General features: G+C 65.4%; 19 protein-coding genes. 15 read left to right on the top strand and 4 right to left on the bottom strand.

Translation table 11 applies throughout. From position 1 onward, the window contains the following. The first annotated feature begins 130 nt into the window (after positions 1 to 130). The 9 genes from ffh (at position 131) to DJ029_RS05245 (ending at position 6,787) form a co-directional block, all read left to right on the top strand. On the top strand, positions 131 to 1,624 hold the full coding sequence (gene ffh / locus DJ029_RS05285) for a signal recognition particle protein (protein ID WP_112321357.1): 1,494 nt from the start codon (positions 131 to 133) through the stop codon (positions 1,622 to 1,624). Positions 1,625 to 1,675: 51 nt separating this feature from the next. Further along, positions 1,676 to 1,981, top strand: a complete 306-nt coding sequence (locus DJ029_RS05280) for a chorismate mutase (protein ID WP_112321248.1) — start codon at positions 1,676 to 1,678, stop codon at positions 1,979 to 1,981. A gap of 36 nt (positions 1,982 to 2,017) precedes the next feature. Further along, positions 2,018 to 2,428, top strand: coding sequence for a 30S ribosomal protein S16 (gene rpsP, locus DJ029_RS05275; RefSeq protein ID WP_112321247.1), 411 nt, complete (start codon positions 2,018 to 2,020; stop codon positions 2,426 to 2,428). An 84-nt stretch (positions 2,429 to 2,512) separates the two neighbouring features. After that, positions 2,513 to 3,064, top strand: a complete 552-nt coding sequence (gene rimM, locus DJ029_RS05270) for a ribosome maturation factor RimM (protein WP_232822966.1) — start codon at positions 2,513 to 2,515, stop codon at positions 3,062 to 3,064. After that, entirely contained in the window at positions 3,057 to 3,920 is an 864-nt protein-coding gene (trmD, locus tag DJ029_RS05265) for a tRNA (guanosine(37)-N1)-methyltransferase TrmD (RefSeq protein ID WP_112321246.1), read from the top strand. Before rimM ends, trmD begins: the two co-directional genes overlap by 8 nt. A gap of 5 nt (positions 3,921 to 3,925) precedes the next feature. After that, positions 3,926 to 4,309, top strand: coding sequence for a 50S ribosomal protein L19 (rplS, locus tag DJ029_RS05260; RefSeq protein ID WP_112321245.1), 384 nt, complete (start codon positions 3,926 to 3,928; stop codon positions 4,307 to 4,309). A gap of 138 nt (positions 4,310 to 4,447) precedes the next feature. After that, the gene (locus DJ029_RS05255) at positions 4,448 to 5,422 is read left to right on the top strand and encodes a hypothetical protein (protein ID WP_112321244.1); all 975 of its coding nucleotides are present in this window, start codon (positions 4,448 to 4,450) and stop codon (positions 5,420 to 5,422) included. 130 nt (positions 5,423 to 5,552) lie between these two features. Next, entirely contained in the window at positions 5,553 to 5,774 is a 222-nt protein-coding gene (gene rpmE / locus DJ029_RS05250; protein ID WP_112321243.1) for a 50S ribosomal protein L31, read from the top strand. A 215-nt stretch (positions 5,775 to 5,989) separates the two neighbouring features. Next, complete coding sequence (locus DJ029_RS05245; protein ID WP_112321242.1) at positions 5,990 to 6,787, top strand: division plane positioning ATPase MipZ; 798 nt, start codon at positions 5,990 to 5,992, stop codon at positions 6,785 to 6,787. A gap of 128 nt (positions 6,788 to 6,915) precedes the next feature. Here the strand turns inward: DJ029_RS05245 and DJ029_RS05240 are convergent, their stop codons facing one another. Next, on the bottom strand, positions 6,916 to 8,334 hold the full coding sequence (locus tag DJ029_RS05240; RefSeq protein ID WP_112321241.1) for a D-alanyl-D-alanine carboxypeptidase: 1,419 nt from the start codon (positions 8,332 to 8,334) through the stop codon (positions 6,916 to 6,918). Between the two features lie 246 nt (positions 8,335 to 8,580). On the opposite strand from DJ029_RS05240, the gene DJ029_RS05235 reads away from it, so the two are divergent. The 4 genes from DJ029_RS05235 to DJ029_RS05220 all read left to right on the top strand — a co-directional run bounded on the left by DJ029_RS05235 (position 8,581) and on the right by DJ029_RS05220 (position 11,345). Continuing rightward, positions 8,581 to 9,024: a phasin family protein gene (locus tag DJ029_RS05235; protein WP_112321240.1), complete on the top strand. Its 444-nt coding sequence runs from the start codon at positions 8,581 to 8,583 to the stop codon at positions 9,022 to 9,024. A 129-nt stretch (positions 9,025 to 9,153) separates the two neighbouring features. Beyond that, positions 9,154 to 9,495 carry an ATP-dependent Clp protease adapter ClpS gene (gene clpS, locus DJ029_RS05230; protein WP_370445230.1) on the top strand — a complete coding sequence of 114 codons (342 nt, stop codon included), beginning with the start codon at positions 9,154 to 9,156 and terminating at the stop codon, positions 9,493 to 9,495. 77 nt (positions 9,496 to 9,572) lie between these two features. Then, positions 9,573 to 10,511 carry a class I SAM-dependent methyltransferase gene (locus DJ029_RS05225; protein ID WP_112321238.1) on the top strand — a complete coding sequence of 313 codons (939 nt, stop codon included), beginning with the start codon at positions 9,573 to 9,575 and terminating at the stop codon, positions 10,509 to 10,511. A gap of 18 nt (positions 10,512 to 10,529) precedes the next feature. Further along, on the top strand, positions 10,530 to 11,345 hold the full coding sequence (locus DJ029_RS05220) for an SDR family NAD(P)-dependent oxidoreductase (RefSeq protein ID WP_112321237.1): 816 nt from the start codon (positions 10,530 to 10,532) through the stop codon (positions 11,343 to 11,345). On the opposite strand, the gene DJ029_RS05215 is transcribed toward DJ029_RS05220, so the two are convergent. From DJ029_RS05215 to DJ029_RS05205, 3 genes are all read right to left on the bottom strand, one after another. Continuing rightward, a complete protein-coding gene (locus tag DJ029_RS05215; protein ID WP_112321236.1) occupies positions 11,342 to 12,928 on the bottom strand; it encodes a hypothetical protein in 1,587 nt (528 codons plus the stop codon). The genes DJ029_RS05220 and DJ029_RS05215 overlap by 4 nt on opposite strands. Beyond that, positions 12,925 to 14,469 (bottom strand): hypothetical protein, encoded by a 1,545-nt coding sequence (locus DJ029_RS05210; RefSeq protein ID WP_112321235.1) that lies wholly within the window; start codon positions 14,467 to 14,469, stop codon positions 12,925 to 12,927. The genes DJ029_RS05215 and DJ029_RS05210 overlap by 4 nt, the downstream gene beginning before the upstream one ends. Before the next feature lie 258 nt (positions 14,470 to 14,727). Next, the gene (locus tag DJ029_RS05205) at positions 14,728 to 15,498 is read right to left on the bottom strand and encodes a DUF1013 domain-containing protein (RefSeq protein ID WP_112321234.1); all 771 of its coding nucleotides are present in this window, start codon (positions 15,496 to 15,498) and stop codon (positions 14,728 to 14,730) included. Between the two features lie 138 nt (positions 15,499 to 15,636). Between DJ029_RS05205 and DJ029_RS05200 the strand changes: the two genes are divergently transcribed. Continuing rightward, entirely contained in the window at positions 15,637 to 16,287 is a 651-nt protein-coding gene (locus DJ029_RS05200) for a ribonuclease T2 family protein (protein WP_112321233.1), read from the top strand. 24 nt (positions 16,288 to 16,311) lie between these two features. Beyond that, a complete protein-coding gene (locus tag DJ029_RS05195) occupies positions 16,312 to 16,833 on the top strand; it encodes a GNAT family N-acetyltransferase (protein WP_112321232.1) in 522 nt (173 codons plus the stop codon). Positions 16,834 to 16,863 lie beyond the last annotated feature (30 nt).

Below are 16,863 nucleotides of genomic sequence, written 5' to 3'. Positions count from 1 at the left end.
AATCCATCCGGAAGCGTGAAACCTTCCGGTCCTGTGCTTATGTCAGGATCGCCATCCGTCAGCGCGTTGCGCCCACGGGTGCTTTACTGGTTTGGACCACGGGAACCCGACGCCGTGCTGGAGGCACATGATGTTTGAGAATCTGTCCGATCGCCTTTCCGGCGTCTTCGAGCGCCTGACGAAACAGGGCGCGCTGAGCGAAGCCGACGTGGCCACGGCGCTGCGCGAAGTCCGCGTCGCCCTGCTGGAGGCGGACGTCTCGCTTTCCGTGGCGCGCGACTTCGTGAAGGCTGTGCAGGAAAAGGCCACCGGCCAGGCGGTGACGAAATCCGTCACGCCGGGCCAGCAGGTCGTGAAGATCGTCCACGACGAACTGGTGCACGTCCTGGCCGGGGACTCGGGCGAAGACGTCGGCGCGATGCGCATCGACAGCCCCCCCGCCCCGATCCTGATGGTCGGGCTTCAGGGCTCGGGCAAGACGACGACCACCGCGAAACTGGCGAAACGCCTGACCGAAAAGGACGGCAAGCGCGTCCTCATGGCCTCGCTCGACACGCGCCGCCCGGCGGCGATGGAACAGCTCGCCGTGCTGGGCCGCCAGATCAACGTCGACACGCTGCCCATCGTGCAGGGGCAGGACGCGGTGCAGATCGCCAAGCGCGCGAAGCAGCAGGCAACGCTGGGCGGCTATGACGTCTACATGCTCGACACCGCGGGCCGCCTGTCCATCGATGACGAGCTGATGTCCGAGGTCGAGGCGGTGCGCGACGCCACATCGCCGCGCGAAACCCTGCTGGTGGTCGACGGGCTGACCGGGCAGGACGCGGTGAACACCGCCGAGAATTTCGACGGGCGGATCGGCATCACCGGCGTGGTCCTGACCCGGATGGACGGCGACGGGCGCGGCGGCGCAGCGCTGTCGATGCGCGCGGTCACGGGCCGCCCGATCAAATTCGTCGGCCTTGGCGAGAAGATGGACGCGATCGAGCCGTTCCACGCCGAACGCGTCGCGGGCCGGATCCTCGGCATGGGCGATATCGTCGCCCTGGTCGAGAAGGCCCAGGAAACGATCGAGGCCGAGCAGGCCGAACGCATGATGAAGCGCTTCCAGAAGGGTCAGTTCAACATGAACGACCTTCGGATGCAGCTTGAACAGATGATGAAGATGGGCGGCATGCAGGGCGTCATGGGCATGATGCCGGGCATGGGCAAGATGGCCAAGCAGATCGAGGAAGCCGGTTTCGACGACACCGTGATCCGCCGCCAGATCGCGCTGATCCAGTCCATGACCAAGCGCGAGCGCGCCAACCCCGCGCTGCTGCAGGCGTCGCGCAAGAAGCGCATCGCCAAGGGCTCCGGGCAGGACGTCTCCGACCTCAACAAGCTTCTGAAAATGCACCGGCAGATGGCCGACATGATGAAGAAGATGGGCAAGATGGGCAAAAAGGGCATGATGCGCGGCGCGCTCGGCCAGATGTTCGGCAAGGGCGGCGGCATGCCCGCCGGCATGCCCGGCGCCGGTGGCGGCGCTGCACAGGGCGGCGCCTTGCCACCGGGCTTCCCCGGCATGGGCGGCGGCGCGGCCCTGCCCCCGGGCCTGTCCGGCTTCGGGAAAAAGAAATGATGCGTGTTCGTGCATATCAGGGCGCGGCCTGGCCCATGAAGGAGCATTCCGATGAGTGATCCCGTCGCCCGCGCCGCCGAGGTGCTGAAAGAGCATCGCGCCTCCATCGACCGGCTGGACGCGATCCTGCTGTTCACCCTGGCCGAACGCTTCAAGCACACGCAGGCCGTGGGCGTGCTGAAGGCAAGCCACGACCTGCCCCCCTCTGACCCCGCGCGGGAAGAGAAGCAGATCGCCCGGCTGACCCAACTGGCCGAGGAAGCCGACCTCGACCCCGAATTCGCCAAGAAATTCCTGAACTTCGTGATCTCGGAAGTGATCCGCCATCACGAGCAAATCCGCGACGCCGCCGACTGAGGCCCGCCGCACCCCGCCATTCAAAGGAGAAAACCAATGGCCATCAAGATCCGTCTCGCCCGTGGGGGTTCCAAGAAACGCCCCTTCTACCGCATCGTCGCCGCCGACACCCGCATGCCCCGCGACGGCCGCTTCATCGAGAAGCTGGGCGTCTACAACCCGCTGCTCGCCAAGGATGACGAGAACCGCGTCCAGATGGACCTGGAGCGCATCCAGCACTGGCTTGGCGAGGGCGCACAGCCCACGGACCGCGTGAGCCGCATGCTCGAAGCCGCCGGCGTCGTCGCCAAGAAAGAGCGCGCGAACATGCAGAAGGCCGAGCCCGGCAAGAAAGCCAAGGAACGCGCCGAAGAAAAGGCCGCCAAGGCAGCGGCAGCCGCCGAAGCCGCCGCCGCCCCGGCTGAAGCTCCGGCCGAAGCCCCGGCCGACGAAGAAGCCGCGAGCTAAGCTCTTGCCCCGGACAGGGCAGGATCCTTGCGGGTCCGTCCTGTCCGGGCAAGGCGCTTGCGCGTTGCCGCCATGCCGGAGCCGGTGTCCCCTTCCCTGATCTGTGTCGGCGCGCTTGCCGGCGCTTTTGGCGTGCGTGGTGAGGTGCGGCTGAAATCCTTCTGCGCCGATCCCGGCGCGATCGCCGATTACGCGCCGCTCACCCTCGGGGACGGGCGCAGCGTCACGCTGAAGATCACCCGCCCGCTAAAGGGCGGATTCGCCGCGCGCCTCGATATCGTGGACACCCGCGAGGCGGCGGAGGCGCTGAAAGGCCAGCGCCTATACGCCCAGCGCGAGCGGCTTCCCGCCCTTCCGGACGACGAATTCTACCACGCGGACCTGATCGGGCTCCAGGTGGTGGATACCGGAGGGGTCACCCTCGGACAGATCCACGCCGTGCATGACCATGGCGCGGGCGACGTGCTGGAAATCCTCGGCCCCGGCATCAAGGGCTCCGCCATGCTGCCCTTCACCCGTGAGGCGGTGCCGACCGTGGACCTGGGCGCGGGGCGGATCATCGTCGACCCGCCGCTGGGCGTCTTCGGAGAAGAGAACGAGCCCGATCCCGACGCCACGGACTGGGATCATGGCTGAGAAGCCCAACCGCTCCCACGGGCGGCTGTCGATCCGTGAAAGCCTGACGCCGCGCGACCTGATGGCCGAGCCCCCGCGCAAGCCCGGGGCCTGGACCGCGCGCGTCATCACCCTGTTTCCCGAGGCGTTCCCCGGCGTGCTCGGCCAGTCGCTCACCGGCAAGGCCCTGGCCGAAGGGTTGTGGGCGCTTGAGGCGATCGACCTGCGCAGGTTCGGCGTCGGCAAGCACCGCAACGTGGACGACACGCCCGCGGGCGGCGGCGCGGGCATGGTGCTGCGCGCCGACGTCGTGGCCGCCGCGCTCGACGCAGCGGCGGACGGGGCGCGCAGCGACTGGCCGGTGATCTACCTGTCGCCCCGTGGCCGCCCCCTTGACCAGGCGATGTCGCGCCGCCTCAGCCAGACCGACGGCGTCACCCTGCTGTGCGGCAGGTTCGAGGGCGTGGACCAGCGAGTGCTCGACGCGCGCAACGTGCTGGAGGTGTCGATCGGGGACTACGTGCTCAGCGGCGGAGAGCTTGCAGCACAGGTCTTGATTGATTCAACGGTCCGCCTTATACCCCGCGTGCTTGGGAACGCCGAGTCGGTCGAGGAGGAAAGCTTCTCACATGGCCTGCTGGAGCACCCGCAGTTTACCCGGCCCCAGGATTGGGAAGGCCACCAGATACCGGAGATCCTCCTCTCCGGCCATCATGGCCAGATTGCCGCATGGCGGCAGGCCCAGTCCGAAAGGCTGACCAAGGAACGTCGTCCCGATCTCTGGCGGGCTTATCTGGACAAGGATAAGGACCCGGTGGAAGGCACAGAGCACTCGGACGCGCACACCATCGCCGCAAAAGGCGAGCATAAGGACTGAAACAGATGAACATCATCGAGACGCTCGACCAGGAGCAGATCGCGGAGCTGGGCAAGGATATCCCCGACTTCGCAGCCGGCGACACCATCCGTGTCGGCTACAAGGTGACCGAGGGTACGCGCACCCGGGTCCAGAACTACGAAGGCGTCTGCATCGCCCGCAAGGGCGGCAGCGGGATCGCGGCGGCGTTCACCGTGCGCAAGATCTCCTTTGGCGAAGGTGTCGAGCGTGTTTTCCCGCTCCACTCGCCCAACATCGACAACATCACCGTGGTCCGCCGCGGCAAGGTACGGCGCGCCAAGCTGTACTACCTGCGCTCGCGTCGCGGCAAATCCGCCCGTATCGCGGAAAAGACCAACTACCGCCCCAAGCGCGGCGCCGAAGCGTAAGCCAACGGCACCGTCGAAAGACAATCAGGCGGTCCCCCGGGGCCGCCTTTTTCATGTGCCGGACACATATTCATTTTTTTATGTAAGAGGCGCTGCCACGGTCTTCTTTTTGCCACGAAGAAGGGTAGGATTCGCGCCATGTCATACGTCGGATTCATCCTCAAAGCCTTCGCGCTTTCGCCCTTCGTCTTCTTTCGCTACGTCCCGATCGTGGCGATCCTGGCGTTCATCGTCTACGGACTGTTCGTGACCACCGACAACCCCTGGGTGGTCGGCATGATCCTGTTCCTCGTGGGGACGGTGGGCACCACCTTCCTGTTCGTGAACGGGATGCGCGCCGGGCTGATGGTGATCCGCGCCACAACCCCTCCGACGGCGGAGGGGCTGCTGAACGTCACGATCAAGATGATGTTCACCCACATGATCCTGCAACTGGTGCTGGTGATCGTGCTGACCGCCGGGATGTACTGGGTCGCGACCACTTTCATCCTGTCCGACGCCGCCGCGGCGGCCGCCGGGACGCTGAGCAGCTTCTATTCAGCGACCGCCTCCTTCGATTCGGAGGCGATCGAGCTGCTTCTGCCCCAGCTTCAGGAGCTGATCGAAAACCCCGCCCCCCTGCGCGAGGCGGCCTTCGTGCTGACCACCGGCTACTACCTGATGCTCGGCATCGGAATCAGCCTGATGGGCATCCCGATGAGCGCCTTTGCCGCGAACGCCGTGCAATACAGCCCGCAGAACGACCTGATCTTCGGGATCGGGCGCTACTTCCCGCACCAGTACACGGTCTGGGTGCTCGCCTCGGTGGTTCCGGTCGCGCTCTACATGCGGATGGCCCCGCCCGAGATAATCGCCGGCGTCGCCGAGAGCAGCAGCCTGACGACCCTCGACATCGCCTTCCTGGTCTGGGCGATCTACGCGCCCTGCGTCTCCTACGCCGCGATGGCACTCGGCTACCGGGAAATCCGCGAAAAGGTCAAACGCTGGACCGAGGCCGAGCGCGTGCCCGAAATCAACTACGAGGAAGAGCGTGAGCGCGTCCGCTCCCTGCGCCAGGCAAGACGCAGCGGCGCCAGCGGCACGGTCCTGTACGATCCGCGCAAGAAGGGCTGACCTGCCCCTTGCGGGAACGCATCCCTTTCGGTATAGCCCGTCCGATCCCAATCCAGGGTGGCGACCATACTCCCGGCGCTGAAAGACGCGGCCGCAGTTGGATCAGTCACCCGCTCGAAGGACTTATGACATGAAAAAAGATCTGCACCCCGACTACCACACGATCGACGTGAAGATGACCGACGGCACCGTCATCCAGATGCGCTCCACCTACGGGTCGGAGGGTGACACCCTGTCGCTGGATATCGACCCCTCTTCCCACCCGGCATGGACCGGCGGGAACACCCGCCTGATGGACACCGGCGGCCGTGTGTCGAAGTTCAAGAAGAAATACGAAGGTCTCGGCTTCTAAGACAGCCAAAAAGACCGAGGACTATCGAAGGGCCGCCCGACGCGGCCCTTTTTCTTTGGCCCCGGCCGAAGGCGCGGCCCGCGCGCCAAGGCGCGGGGCGGGCCCCGCCGTGGCATCGGCGGAATTACGCTTTTATCGTCAATCACCTTCGCCTAAGACTGACGGAGCGGCCCACGGGCCGCGCGGAATTCCTAGCGACGGGCAGACAAAACGCGATGGCGCATATCATCGTTCTGGGCAACGAAAAGGGCGGCTCGGGAAAATCCACCACCGCGATGCACGTGACCACCGCGCTGTTGCGCGCGGGTCATGCCGTGGGCGTCATGGACATGGACATGCGCCAGCAAAGCCTGCTCGGCTACGTGCGCAATCGCCAGGCCTTCGTCGCCCGCGAGGGGTTGGAGCTGCCCCTGCCCGAGGTGGCCGAACTGAGCCTGTCCACCGCCGACAGCGCCCGCGCCGCCCAGGCGGAGGAGGAAGAGGGCTTCGCCAACGGCCTGCGCAAGCTGGATGAATCCTGCGCCTTCATCGTCATCGACTGCCCCGGCGCGCACACGCGCTTCGCACAGATGGCCCATTCCGCGGCGGATACGCTGATCACGCCCCTGAACGACAGCCATGTCGACCTGGACCTGCTGGCGCGGCTGGACCCGGCGACTGGCAAGGTGATCGGCCCCTCGATCTATGCCGAGATGGTCTGGTCCGCGCGCCAGCTGCGCGCCTCGGCGGGGCTGAAACCCGTGGACTGGGTGGTGCTGCGCAACCGCATGGGCACGGTGGACGCGCACAACAAGCGCCGCGTCGGCAAGGCGCTGGAGGAACTGCGGGGCCGCATCGGCTTCCGGCTGGTTCCCGGCTTCACCGAACGGGTCGTGTTCCGGGAATTGTTCCTGCAAGGGCTGACGCTGCTGGACCTCGGCGATGCCGGGGGCGGCCGACTGAACATGTCCAACATCGCCGCGCGCCAGGAACTGCGTGAGTTGATGAAGTCCCTGAACCTGCCCGGGTTCTGAACGGGACGGGAACAACCGCCGGCCGGGTCAGGCTCATCGCAGCTTACCCGGGAAAGCCCCCAATAGCCGCAAATCGCTGCCTGACCCTGCCTTTGGCTCCGGTGGGCCCGGGTTCGTGTAACCTGTCGTCAGCCGCCAGTGAGGACCTGGCAGGGCGTCTGGCGCGCGGCGGCCAGGCGCGCGCAGGCGGTCTCGGCGGCCTGCGCGCTCAGCCCGACGAATCGCGCGCGATACCAGCCGGGTTGCCCTGTGGGTTGCAGGTCGCGCTGCGACCCTTCAAGCGCCTCCATCTCCTGAAGCGCAGTGGTCAGAAGCAACCGCTCGGCGTTCGAGCGGTTATGCTGCCCGCCCAACTGCACGACATAGGTGCCGCGGTTGTCCGCCCGCACGCTTTTCGCTTCAAGCGGCGCGCGGTTCTGCACGGTATCCGTCGGCGTCAGCGCCGCGACGGTCAGCCCCTTGGGCCTGCGGCGCGGCGACATGGCGGCGGGCAACAGCGGCTCGGCGGCGGCAACCTCGACAGGGGCGTTCTTGGCCACGTTGATCTGAGGCAGCTGCTGATCCTCCAGCGCGCGCGACACCGCGGAGGCAATGACCTGCGCGGCTGCATCGCCGGACCGGACCCCGGCGCGCAAACGCGGGCGCGGGCTGGTCTTGAGCGATGTGTCCGCGGAAGCGATGAGCGTGTTCCCCCCGGTGCCATCAGGCACCCGGATCCGGCGCGGCCGCGATTCGGCCTTGCGGCTGGGCATCCGGTTGAAGCCAAGGTCCATCAGCTCCGCCACGCGCGCGTTCCGCGCCGACGAGCTGCTGCCGCCGAACATCGACACGATCACCCGCTCCTGCCCGCGCTTGGCCGAGGCGACGAGGTTGAAGCCGGCCGCACTGGTGTAGCCGGTCTTGATCCCGTCCGCGCCCTCGTAAGCATCCAGCAGGCGGCGGTTCGTGTTGCGCACCGTCTTGATCTTGGCGTTGGTCGAGCGGCGGGAAAACAGGTTGTAGTACTGCGGAAAGTCATAGAACAGCTGCCGCCCCAGGATTGCCATGTCCCGCGCGGTGCTGAGATGCCCCTGCTGCGTCAGCCCCGAGGCGTTCTTGAACGTCGTGTTGTCCATCCCCATCGCCCGCGCCGTCGCCGTCATCTTGCGCGCGAAAGCAGGTTCCGAACCGGACACCGCCTCGGCCAGGGCCGCGGCCGCGTCATTGGCGGATTTCACCGCCGAGGCGCGGATCAGGTAGCGCAGCTCGATCGACGAGCCCGCCCTGAGCCCAAGCTTAGAGGGCGGTTTCGATGCCGCGTATTTCGAGATCGGGATCTTTTGGTCAAGCGACAACTTGCCCTGCTCGATCGCGTCGAACACAAGATAGAGCGTCATCATCTTTGTGAGTGAGGCCGGGTGCAGCCTCGTGTCGTGGTTTCGCGCATGCAACACGGTGCCATCGCGGGCGTCCATCACATAGGCGGCATAGGGTGCGGCCTGTGAGCTGGCGGCGCTGCATAGGAAAAAAAGCACGAGCAAAAGCCCGCGGAATGCCTGTATGGTCATCGGTTACTCCGACGAATGGGAAAACTGCCTCCGGCCCGATTTTCCGGTGCCGCTATTCTTTTGAGTCACACCGTAGCACGACTTTGGCATTCCTAAAAGTGATTAGTATCAATGTGTGAGAGCGTGTTCTTCAGGTAACGCAGACAGGCTTTCTGCCATCATGTCGCACTGCACAAAATAACTTGACGCAGTGCAACATAATCCCTACATAAGAGTCAGAAATGAACACCAAGCAGGAGAAATCCAATGGCCAAAGCCACCACGAAAGCGGCGACCGCGAAGGTCGAGGAATTCGCCGCTGATGCACAGAAAACGATGACGGACGGAATGGAAAAAATGACCAAGAGCGTTGAGGAAATCGCGTCCTTCTCACAAGGCAACGTCGACGCGATCGTCAAGTCGTCCGAGATCGCAACCAAAGCCGCCGAAGGCATCAGTTCCGAAGTCAGCGCCTACTCCAAGAAGGCGTTCGAGGACAGCGTTGCTGCCGCTCAGGACCTGGCATCCGCCAAGAACATGACCGAACTGATGGAAAAGCAGACCGCTTTTGCCCAGTCCGCGTTTGAAGGGTTCATGGCGCAGGCGACCAAGATGAACGAAATCTACATGGCAGCCGCCAAGGACGTGAGCGCACCGCTCACCGAGCGTGTGAACGCAGCGACCGAAGTGAGCAAGTCTTTCGGGGCCTGATCCTCCCAAGGGCACCGACTTTGAAAAGGGGGCGCAAGCCCCCTTTTCTCTTTACCCCCATCGCATATATAAAGGTCGTCCGAGTAAATGCGATGAATGGCGGCGAACGTGGCATATACGATCCAACCCATAACGGCAGGCCCCTCCGACAAGGATGGTGAGGACGACGGCGGTATCGGTGATGCCGGCATCGCGACGAAGACCAAGTCGAAAACCCAGAAGCCGCCGCTCTACAAGGTTCTGCTTCTGAACGACGACTACACTCCGATGGAGTTCGTCGTTCACGTGCTTGAGCGTTTTTTCGGGATCACCCATGATCAGGCTGTCGACATCATGCTGACAGTGCACAAGAAGGGTCTGGCTGTCGTCGGCGTGTTCTCGTTCGAGATCGCGGAAACCAAAGTGACACAGGTGATGGACTACGCGCGGCGTAATCAGCATCCGCTCCAGTGCACCATGGAAAAAGAGTAACTCACATCCTTTCGGATCGCCTTCCCCTGTTGCTCGAAGCCGGTGTCTCTTTCCCTGATTCAGGGAAGGGAACGCTCGTGCTCGGCCCCGCTGCGCCGGTCCTGACCGATGGTCTGCCCGCGCCGCTCATCCACGTGACGCAGCTTGCCCCCGTCGCCGCGCGAATCGGCGCGCATCGCGCGACCGCGGTTCCCGACCTGCCCGAGGGGCAGTTCGATGTTGTCGTCGTCTGCCTGCAACGCAACCGCGCGCAGTCCTTCGGGCTGCTGTCCGACGGGCTGACGCGCCTGGCCGATGGCGGGCTGCTCGTCATCGACGGGCAGAAGACCGACGGCGTGGACGCGTTCCTCAAGCGCCTGAAAACCGCCGTGCCGATGGATGGCGTGCTGTCCAAGTCCCATGGCAAGATCGCCTGGGGGCCGAAGCCGGACCCGATGCCGACGCTGATGTCCGACTGGAAAGCCGGCGCCGCGCCGCGCCAGGTCGACGGCTTGTGGACCGCGCCCGGCATGTTCAGCGCCGACGGGCTGGACCCCGGCTCCGCCCTGCTGATCGCGCATCTGCCCGAAGGGGCGAAGGGGCGCGCGGCCGATCTTGGCGCCGGATGGGGCGCGCTATCGGCGGCATTGCTGGCCAAGGCGCCCAAGCTCGTCTCGCTCGACCTGATCGAGGCGGACCACGCCGCGCTGGAAGCCGCGCGCCGCAACGTAAGCGACCCGCGCGCCCGGTTTCACTGGGCCGACGCCACCACCTTCGACGGCGGCGACTACGACCTGATCATCACCAATCCCCCCTTCCACGAAAGCCGCAGCGCCGATCCCGCGCTGGGGCGCGCCTTCATCCAGGCCGCCGCGCGGCTGCTGGGGCCCAAGGGGCGTTTCCTGATGGTCGCCAACCGCCAGCTGCCCTACGAGAAGACGCTCGAAACCTCGTTCCGCCAGTGGGAGCAGATCGAGACAACCCCCCGCTACAAGATCATTCGCGCCAGCCACCCGCTGCGCCAGCGTAAAAGCTAAGTCCCGGAGGACGCGCCAATGGCCCTGTCACTTGATGGAAAGTCCGTGATCATCACTGGCGCGGGCCACGGCGTTGGCCTGGCCATCGCCCGGCGTTTTGCCCAGCACGGCGGGCGGGTCATGCTGGCCGGCACGGATGAGGACAAGCTGGAGGAAGAGGCCGCCGCGCTGCAAAAATCCGGCTACGAAGCCGCCTATTTCGCCGGTGACATCCGCGAGAAGCTGGCCGTGACCAACCTGATCGCCGCCACGGTGGACGCCTTCGACCGCATCGACATCCTGGTGAACGCCAGCCGCGAGGTGCAGAAGTCCGACCCGCTCGATCCCGACGACAAGACCTTCGATCAGCTGATCGCCCAGAACGTGATGCCGACCCTGCGCCTGAGCCAGGCGGTGGCGAAGCGCATGATCAAGACCGCCTCCGAGAACCCCGAGGCGCAGGACCGCAACGGGATCGGCAGCATCGTCAACGTCACCTCGATCGCGGCGCGGCGCACCCTGCCCGAGCTGATGGCCTATTCCGTCGCCTCCTCGGCGGTGGACCAGCTGACACGTTCCATGGCGGTGGCCTTCGCCTCCTACGGGATCCGGGTGAACGCCATCGCGCTCGGCTCGGTCCTGTCCGCCAGCCTGCGCGCCGCCCTGAAAGAGCGTGAGGGCCTGCAAGACGACCTGACCGCCGTCACCCCCCTCGGTCGCATCGGAGAGGCCGATGAAGCCGCCGAAGCAGCGCTGTTCCTCGCCTCTGACAGTGCGAGCTTCATCACTGGGCAGATCCTGGCCGTGGACGGCGGGCGCACGATGCTGGACCCGATGGACACGCCCGCACACTAGCGCGCGAAGCGATCCACCAGATCCGCGCGTACGAACAAGCCCCAGTCGGTCTGGCCGATTCCGAGCGCTTCGGGGTTCAGGTAGACGTAGTCCGGATCAGCCAGCAACTTGCGCCCGAAAACCCAATTGAATTCCCATTGGCGCAAGGCTGGCGCCGGATCAGACAGGGCAGCGAACTCTTTCTCTGGAAACGGCGCCGCCGCGATATCATAGGTATCGAAAGCGTAGTCATAGTCCCACTTGTTATGCCCCTTTGCGCCGCGACCGGCAGGCAGACGAGCGATATGCGGCTCCGCCTTCCCAAGAAAGTCGGTGATGTGAAACTCCGGAAGGTAGTATCCCATGCCAAGATTATGCAGCCCGATGGATCCGTCGTTTGGGGTCAGCCGCGCCCCCAGATAGGTCATGAGGCGTGCATGCGCCGCCTCTCGATCTTCGGCCACGGCATTCTCTGCGCGGGCGGCGGGCCAGCCAGAAAGCCTCCATTCCAATACCGGCACCCAGGGATACCAAGCGGCTGCAACAGTCAGGACCATACCCACCCATGCGCGATTGCGCGGATGGCCCGGCCCTGTACCGCCTGAAATTGCGAGAACGAACAGCCCAGTCACAACCGGCAGGATAACCAGAAGGAACCGGCCATTGGGAAAGACGTCACCGCCCGTGAAGGCCACAAAAGCGATCTGCATCCAGAGTATTGCAAGAACACTCAGGACGCGAGCTTCGACCTTGCGCAGCAACAGGATGACCGTTGCGCCCCCAAGCAGGACTGGTATCGGGCCACTAAACAATGGCATGGTCAGGTACCGGAAACCTCTCGGCAACTCGGAACCGCCTGCGCCTTTCAGGTAGTAGGTATTGGGAACGAAATCACCGTAATAGTGAAACATCAGCAAGAGGTATGCCGCCGGAAGGATCAGAGCCAGAAGACTGACCACCACCACCGCGACCGGTCGTGTCCGAACGTGGCTTGCCACGAGGATCAGCCATCCTCCAAAGACGATCGGCGCTGAATCGGGGCGGAACAGGAACGCGAGGCACAGCAATCCGAAGGCCGCCACATCCAGACGCAACCGTCTGGATTGGTTGCGAAGGAACAGCGTGAGCCCCGCCGTTACACAGAGCATCTGGGGGATGTGTTCCCAACCGCTGGCGCCGTAAGCTGCCAGCGAGGGGCTGAGCAGCACCGCAATCAGAACGGCGAACCGCGCCAGTCCATCAAACATCGTCGCCGCAATCCAGGCCGCCGCAACGGTCATTGTGATCGATAGCCAGAACAACACCAGCGGCCATTGCAGCAAGGACCACACCTTGTATCCACTAGACAGGAGTATCGGCCAGAATAGCGACGTGTTGGCCGCCACCGCTTCGCCTGCATTGAAATAGGGTTGGCCGGTCGCATGCATCATCCAGGCAACGCGCATTGTAATCATGTGATCATCGGCCAGATGTATCGTGAGCTGGTCGTCCAACCGCACGGCAGAACCCGCATAGCCAAGCCCGAGAACCATCGTTGTCACCATCAGGACAACGATCATGGTCCGAACATCCCCAAGACTGACCTTATTAATGGGTTTCATCATTGTTTCATCCTTGCAGCCAGGTCGGTGCGCACGAACAGGCCCCAGTCAGTCTGACTGCCACCAAGTGCTTCGGGGGAAAGCAGAACATACTCCGGATCGGTCAGCAGCTTGCGCCCGAAGATCCACAGATACATCCAGTTGTGCGGCGGCAGGTCCTCGTACTGCAGCAAGTCGGCCTCGGACATCGGGAAGGGCGCGGCGGCGATGTCGTAGGTCGCGAAGGCATGGTCGTAGTCCCATTTGTTGTGCCCCTTGGGCCCGCGCTGCGGGGCCGTGCGGGCGATATGGGGCTCGGCCTTGCCGAGGAAATCCACGATATGGAAATCGGGCAGGTGATAGCCCATGCCAAGGCGGTGCAGCCCGATGGAGCCGTCCTGCGGCGACAGGCGATCGGCGATCAACTGCGTCAGCGCGACATGGCTCGCCATCTTGTTGGCCGGCCCACTCTCGGCGGTGCGCGTGTCGATCGGGCCGCGCCAGTTCGGCGCACCTCCTGTCGCGATGCCTCCGGCCAGGATCGCCGCTGCCACGGCGCCTTGCAGGGCGGCGCCCTCCATCGCGCGCACGACCAGCGCGGTCGCCACCGGCAGGACGACCAGGAAGAACCGCCCCGCGCTGAAGATATCCCCCCCAGACAACGACATCGCCGCGACGTAGGCGAGCAGGACCAGCGACACCGCCAGGTCCGCCCCTTTGGCCCCGGGCTTGCGCAGCCACAACAGCGCCGCCGCCGCGACAAGGACCGGCCCCAGCCCCGCCAGCCGGGGCGTGGCGAGGTAGCGCAGTCCCTGCCCGATTTCCCCGGGGCCGCTTTCCTTCAGGTAGAAGGTGTTCGGGACCACGTCGCCGTAGTAGCGCAGCATCAGCACCAGGTAGAGCGCGGGCAGGAGCAGCGCGAACAGGCTGATCGCGCCGACCCGGACCGGGTGCGCGCGCCCATGCCGCAGCACGAACAGCCCCCAGACGCCCGCCACCAGCACCGCGGCATCGAGGCGAAAGGCAAAGCCGAGGCTGACCGCAAGGAACCCCGCCGCATCGCGCCAGCTCGTGCGGGCGGAATTCCGCAGGATCAGCCAGAAGCCGAAAGTCACCACCAGCGTCTGGGGGATATGCTCCCACCCGCTGCCGCCGTACTTGATGAAACCGGGGCTGAGCAGGACCGCCGCGAACACCAGCACTTGCGCCACCGCCGGCCTGACGAGGCTGGCGGCCAGCGTCGCGCTGAGCACGCTCATCACGCAGGACAGCATGAACAGGACCCCCGGCACCACCTCGGGCGGGAGCAGGCCGAACAGGGGCGACATCAGGATCGGCCAGAACAGCGAGGTATTGGCGGCCACCGGCTCGCCCGGATTGAAATAGGGCCGCCCCGTCTCATGCATCACCTGCGCCACGCGCAGGGTGATCATGTTGTCGTCTTCCAGGTGGACCAGCGGCCCGAACGGCGTTTGCAGCACATCCGCGGCATAGAAATTGAACGCGAGGACGACCCCGAGCGGGATCAGAACGAACGGCAGCAAGCGGCGCAGGTGCTCAGCCATCCAGCAATGCCCCCTCCGCGGCTTTCCGCCATGCCGAGGGGGACAGCGGTTCACGCGGAGCAGAGGCGCTCAGGCCCCGGGGCGATGCGCCCATGGCGGCGAATGCCCGGCCCCGCGTCATCCGCGGGGCGCTGAATGCCGACAGGCCCACGCCGCGAAGCGTGGGCCTGTCTTTTACCGTGTCTCTTCCTTGCCTGTCCGCCAATGGACCACGCCCCGATCATTTCAACGGAAGGGGAGCGTCCGGCGGCGGCAAAGTCAATCTTCGTCTTCGTCGTCGTCCGGGCTGGACTTGGGCAGGTTGAACAGGCTGTCGGCGTCCAGCGGGGTCTTGCCGCGCGGATCGTCATCGTCCTCATCGTCGGACTTGTCAGACCCGCCCAGCGTAAAGCTTTCGAACCCGGCGATGTTGGAGGGGACCTTCGGCTCGTCTTCCATCTGCAGGGACTGCTCGGTCGAGACCAGCTTCATGCGCTCGTCATCGGTCATGGCGTTGCCGTCCTTGGCCGCCTTCTTCGCGGCCTTAGCCACGGCGGCGTCCAGCTCAACCTGCTTGGTCAGGCCCAGCGCCACCGGATCGACGGGCTGGATGTTGGCCATGTTCCAGTGCGTGCGCTCACGGATGGTCTGGATCGTCGGCTTCGTGGTGCCCACCAGCTTGGAGATCTGCGCATCGCTCAGCTCGGGGTGGAACTTCACCAGCCAGGCGATCGCGGCCGGGCGGTCCTGGCGCTTGGACAGCGGGGTGTAGCGCGGGCCCTTGCGGCGCTCTTCGCCCTCGGCGGCGGGGTTGTGCATCAGTTGCAGCTTGGCCCTCGGGTCGGCCTCGCAGCGCTTGATCTCATCGGCGGTCAGCTGGTTGTTGGCGATCGGGTCAAAACCCTTGATGCCCTGGGCAACTTCACCGTCCGCGATGCCGTTGACCTCAAGCTCGTGCAGGCCGGTGAAATCGGCGATCTGCTTGAAGGACAGCGTGGTATTGTCGACCAGCCAGACGGCCGTCGCTTTTTGCATAAGGGGCAGGGCCATCGGGGCCTCCTTTCGATCACGAATTCAAACACGGGGGTCCCGGGGCGGAAACCGCTTTGGCCTGGGCCGTAGTCTGCAGCTTTCGGGGGGACGTCGGGGGCGTTATACACATGGGCAATGCCTAGGGGAAGAGCCAAGATGCACCGCCTGACGATCCTGTGCGCCGCCTTTGCCGCCGCGCTCTGCGCCAGCCTGCCCGCCCGCGCGGAGGGAGAGCGGGCCGGGGACTTCGATTACTACGTCCTGGCGCTGAGCTGGACGCCATCCTGGTGCGCCCATGAGGGCGACGCGCGGGACGCGGAGCAATGCGCGCCTGAGCAGGGCCACGGCTTCACGCTGCACGGGCTCTGGCCCCAGTACGAGGCTGGCTGGCCCTCTTTCTGCCGGACCGCCGAGCGGGACCCGACGCGCCGCCAGACCGGCGCGATGGCGGATATCATGGGGTCCGGCGGGCTGGCCTGGTACCAGTGGAAGAAGCACGGGCGATGCTCGGGGCTGGACCCGGACGCCTATTTCGACGCCGCGCGCCGGGCCTATGACGGCATCGCGCGACCCGAGGTGCTGCGCGCCCTGCCCCGCGCGATGGATATCCCCCCCGAGGTGGTCGAGGCCGCCTTCCTGGAGGCGAACCCGGCGCTGAAACCGGATGGCATCACCATTACCTGCCGCGCCGGCCGCCTACAGGAGGCGCAGATCTGCCTGACCCGGGATCTGCAGCCGCGGACCTGCGGCGAGGACGTGCGCCGCGATTGCGGCGCGCGCACCGTCCTGGTCCCGCCCATACGCTGACGCAACGCTCACCGGGGAACGCCCATGACACCTACCTACAGCCTGCTCGAAACCCCTCCGGAAGACCGCGCCGCGATGACGGCGCTGCTGCGCGAGTACTACCACTTCATCGTCGCGCGGATCGACGCCGCCGGCGGACCTGCCTTCGACATCGACACGCTTTTGCAGGACTACTGGGACAACGCGGGGGATTTCCTGCCGCCACGGGGCGCGACGGTTCTGGCGCATGACGCGCAGGGCGCACTGCTGGGCTGCGGCATGCTCAAGGCGATCGGCCCCACGCGGGGTGAGTTGAAGCGGCTGTTCGTTCGCGACGCGGCGCGCGGGCATGGCGTGGGGCGGCGGCTGGTGGAGATGCGGATCGACGCGGCGCGCGCCATGGGGCTTTGGGAGCTGCTGGTCGATACCCTGCGCAACAACCATGAGATGCTCGGCCTCTACACCTCGCTCGGGTTCGAAAAGGTGCCGCCCTTCCCGGAAAGCACGACCTACGATCAATACCCCGACCTCGGGCGGGTGATGGTGTTCCTCAAGCGACGGCTGTAGCACCGCCCGGCCCGCCGGGGATGGTGGGTT

Origin of the sequence: Oceanibium sediminis (assembly GCF_003265325.1) — a bacterium.
GTDB lineage: Bacteria > Pseudomonadota > Alphaproteobacteria > Rhodobacterales > Rhodobacteraceae > Halovulum > Halovulum sediminis.
This window is presented reverse-complemented; position numbering and strand designations above follow the sequence as displayed.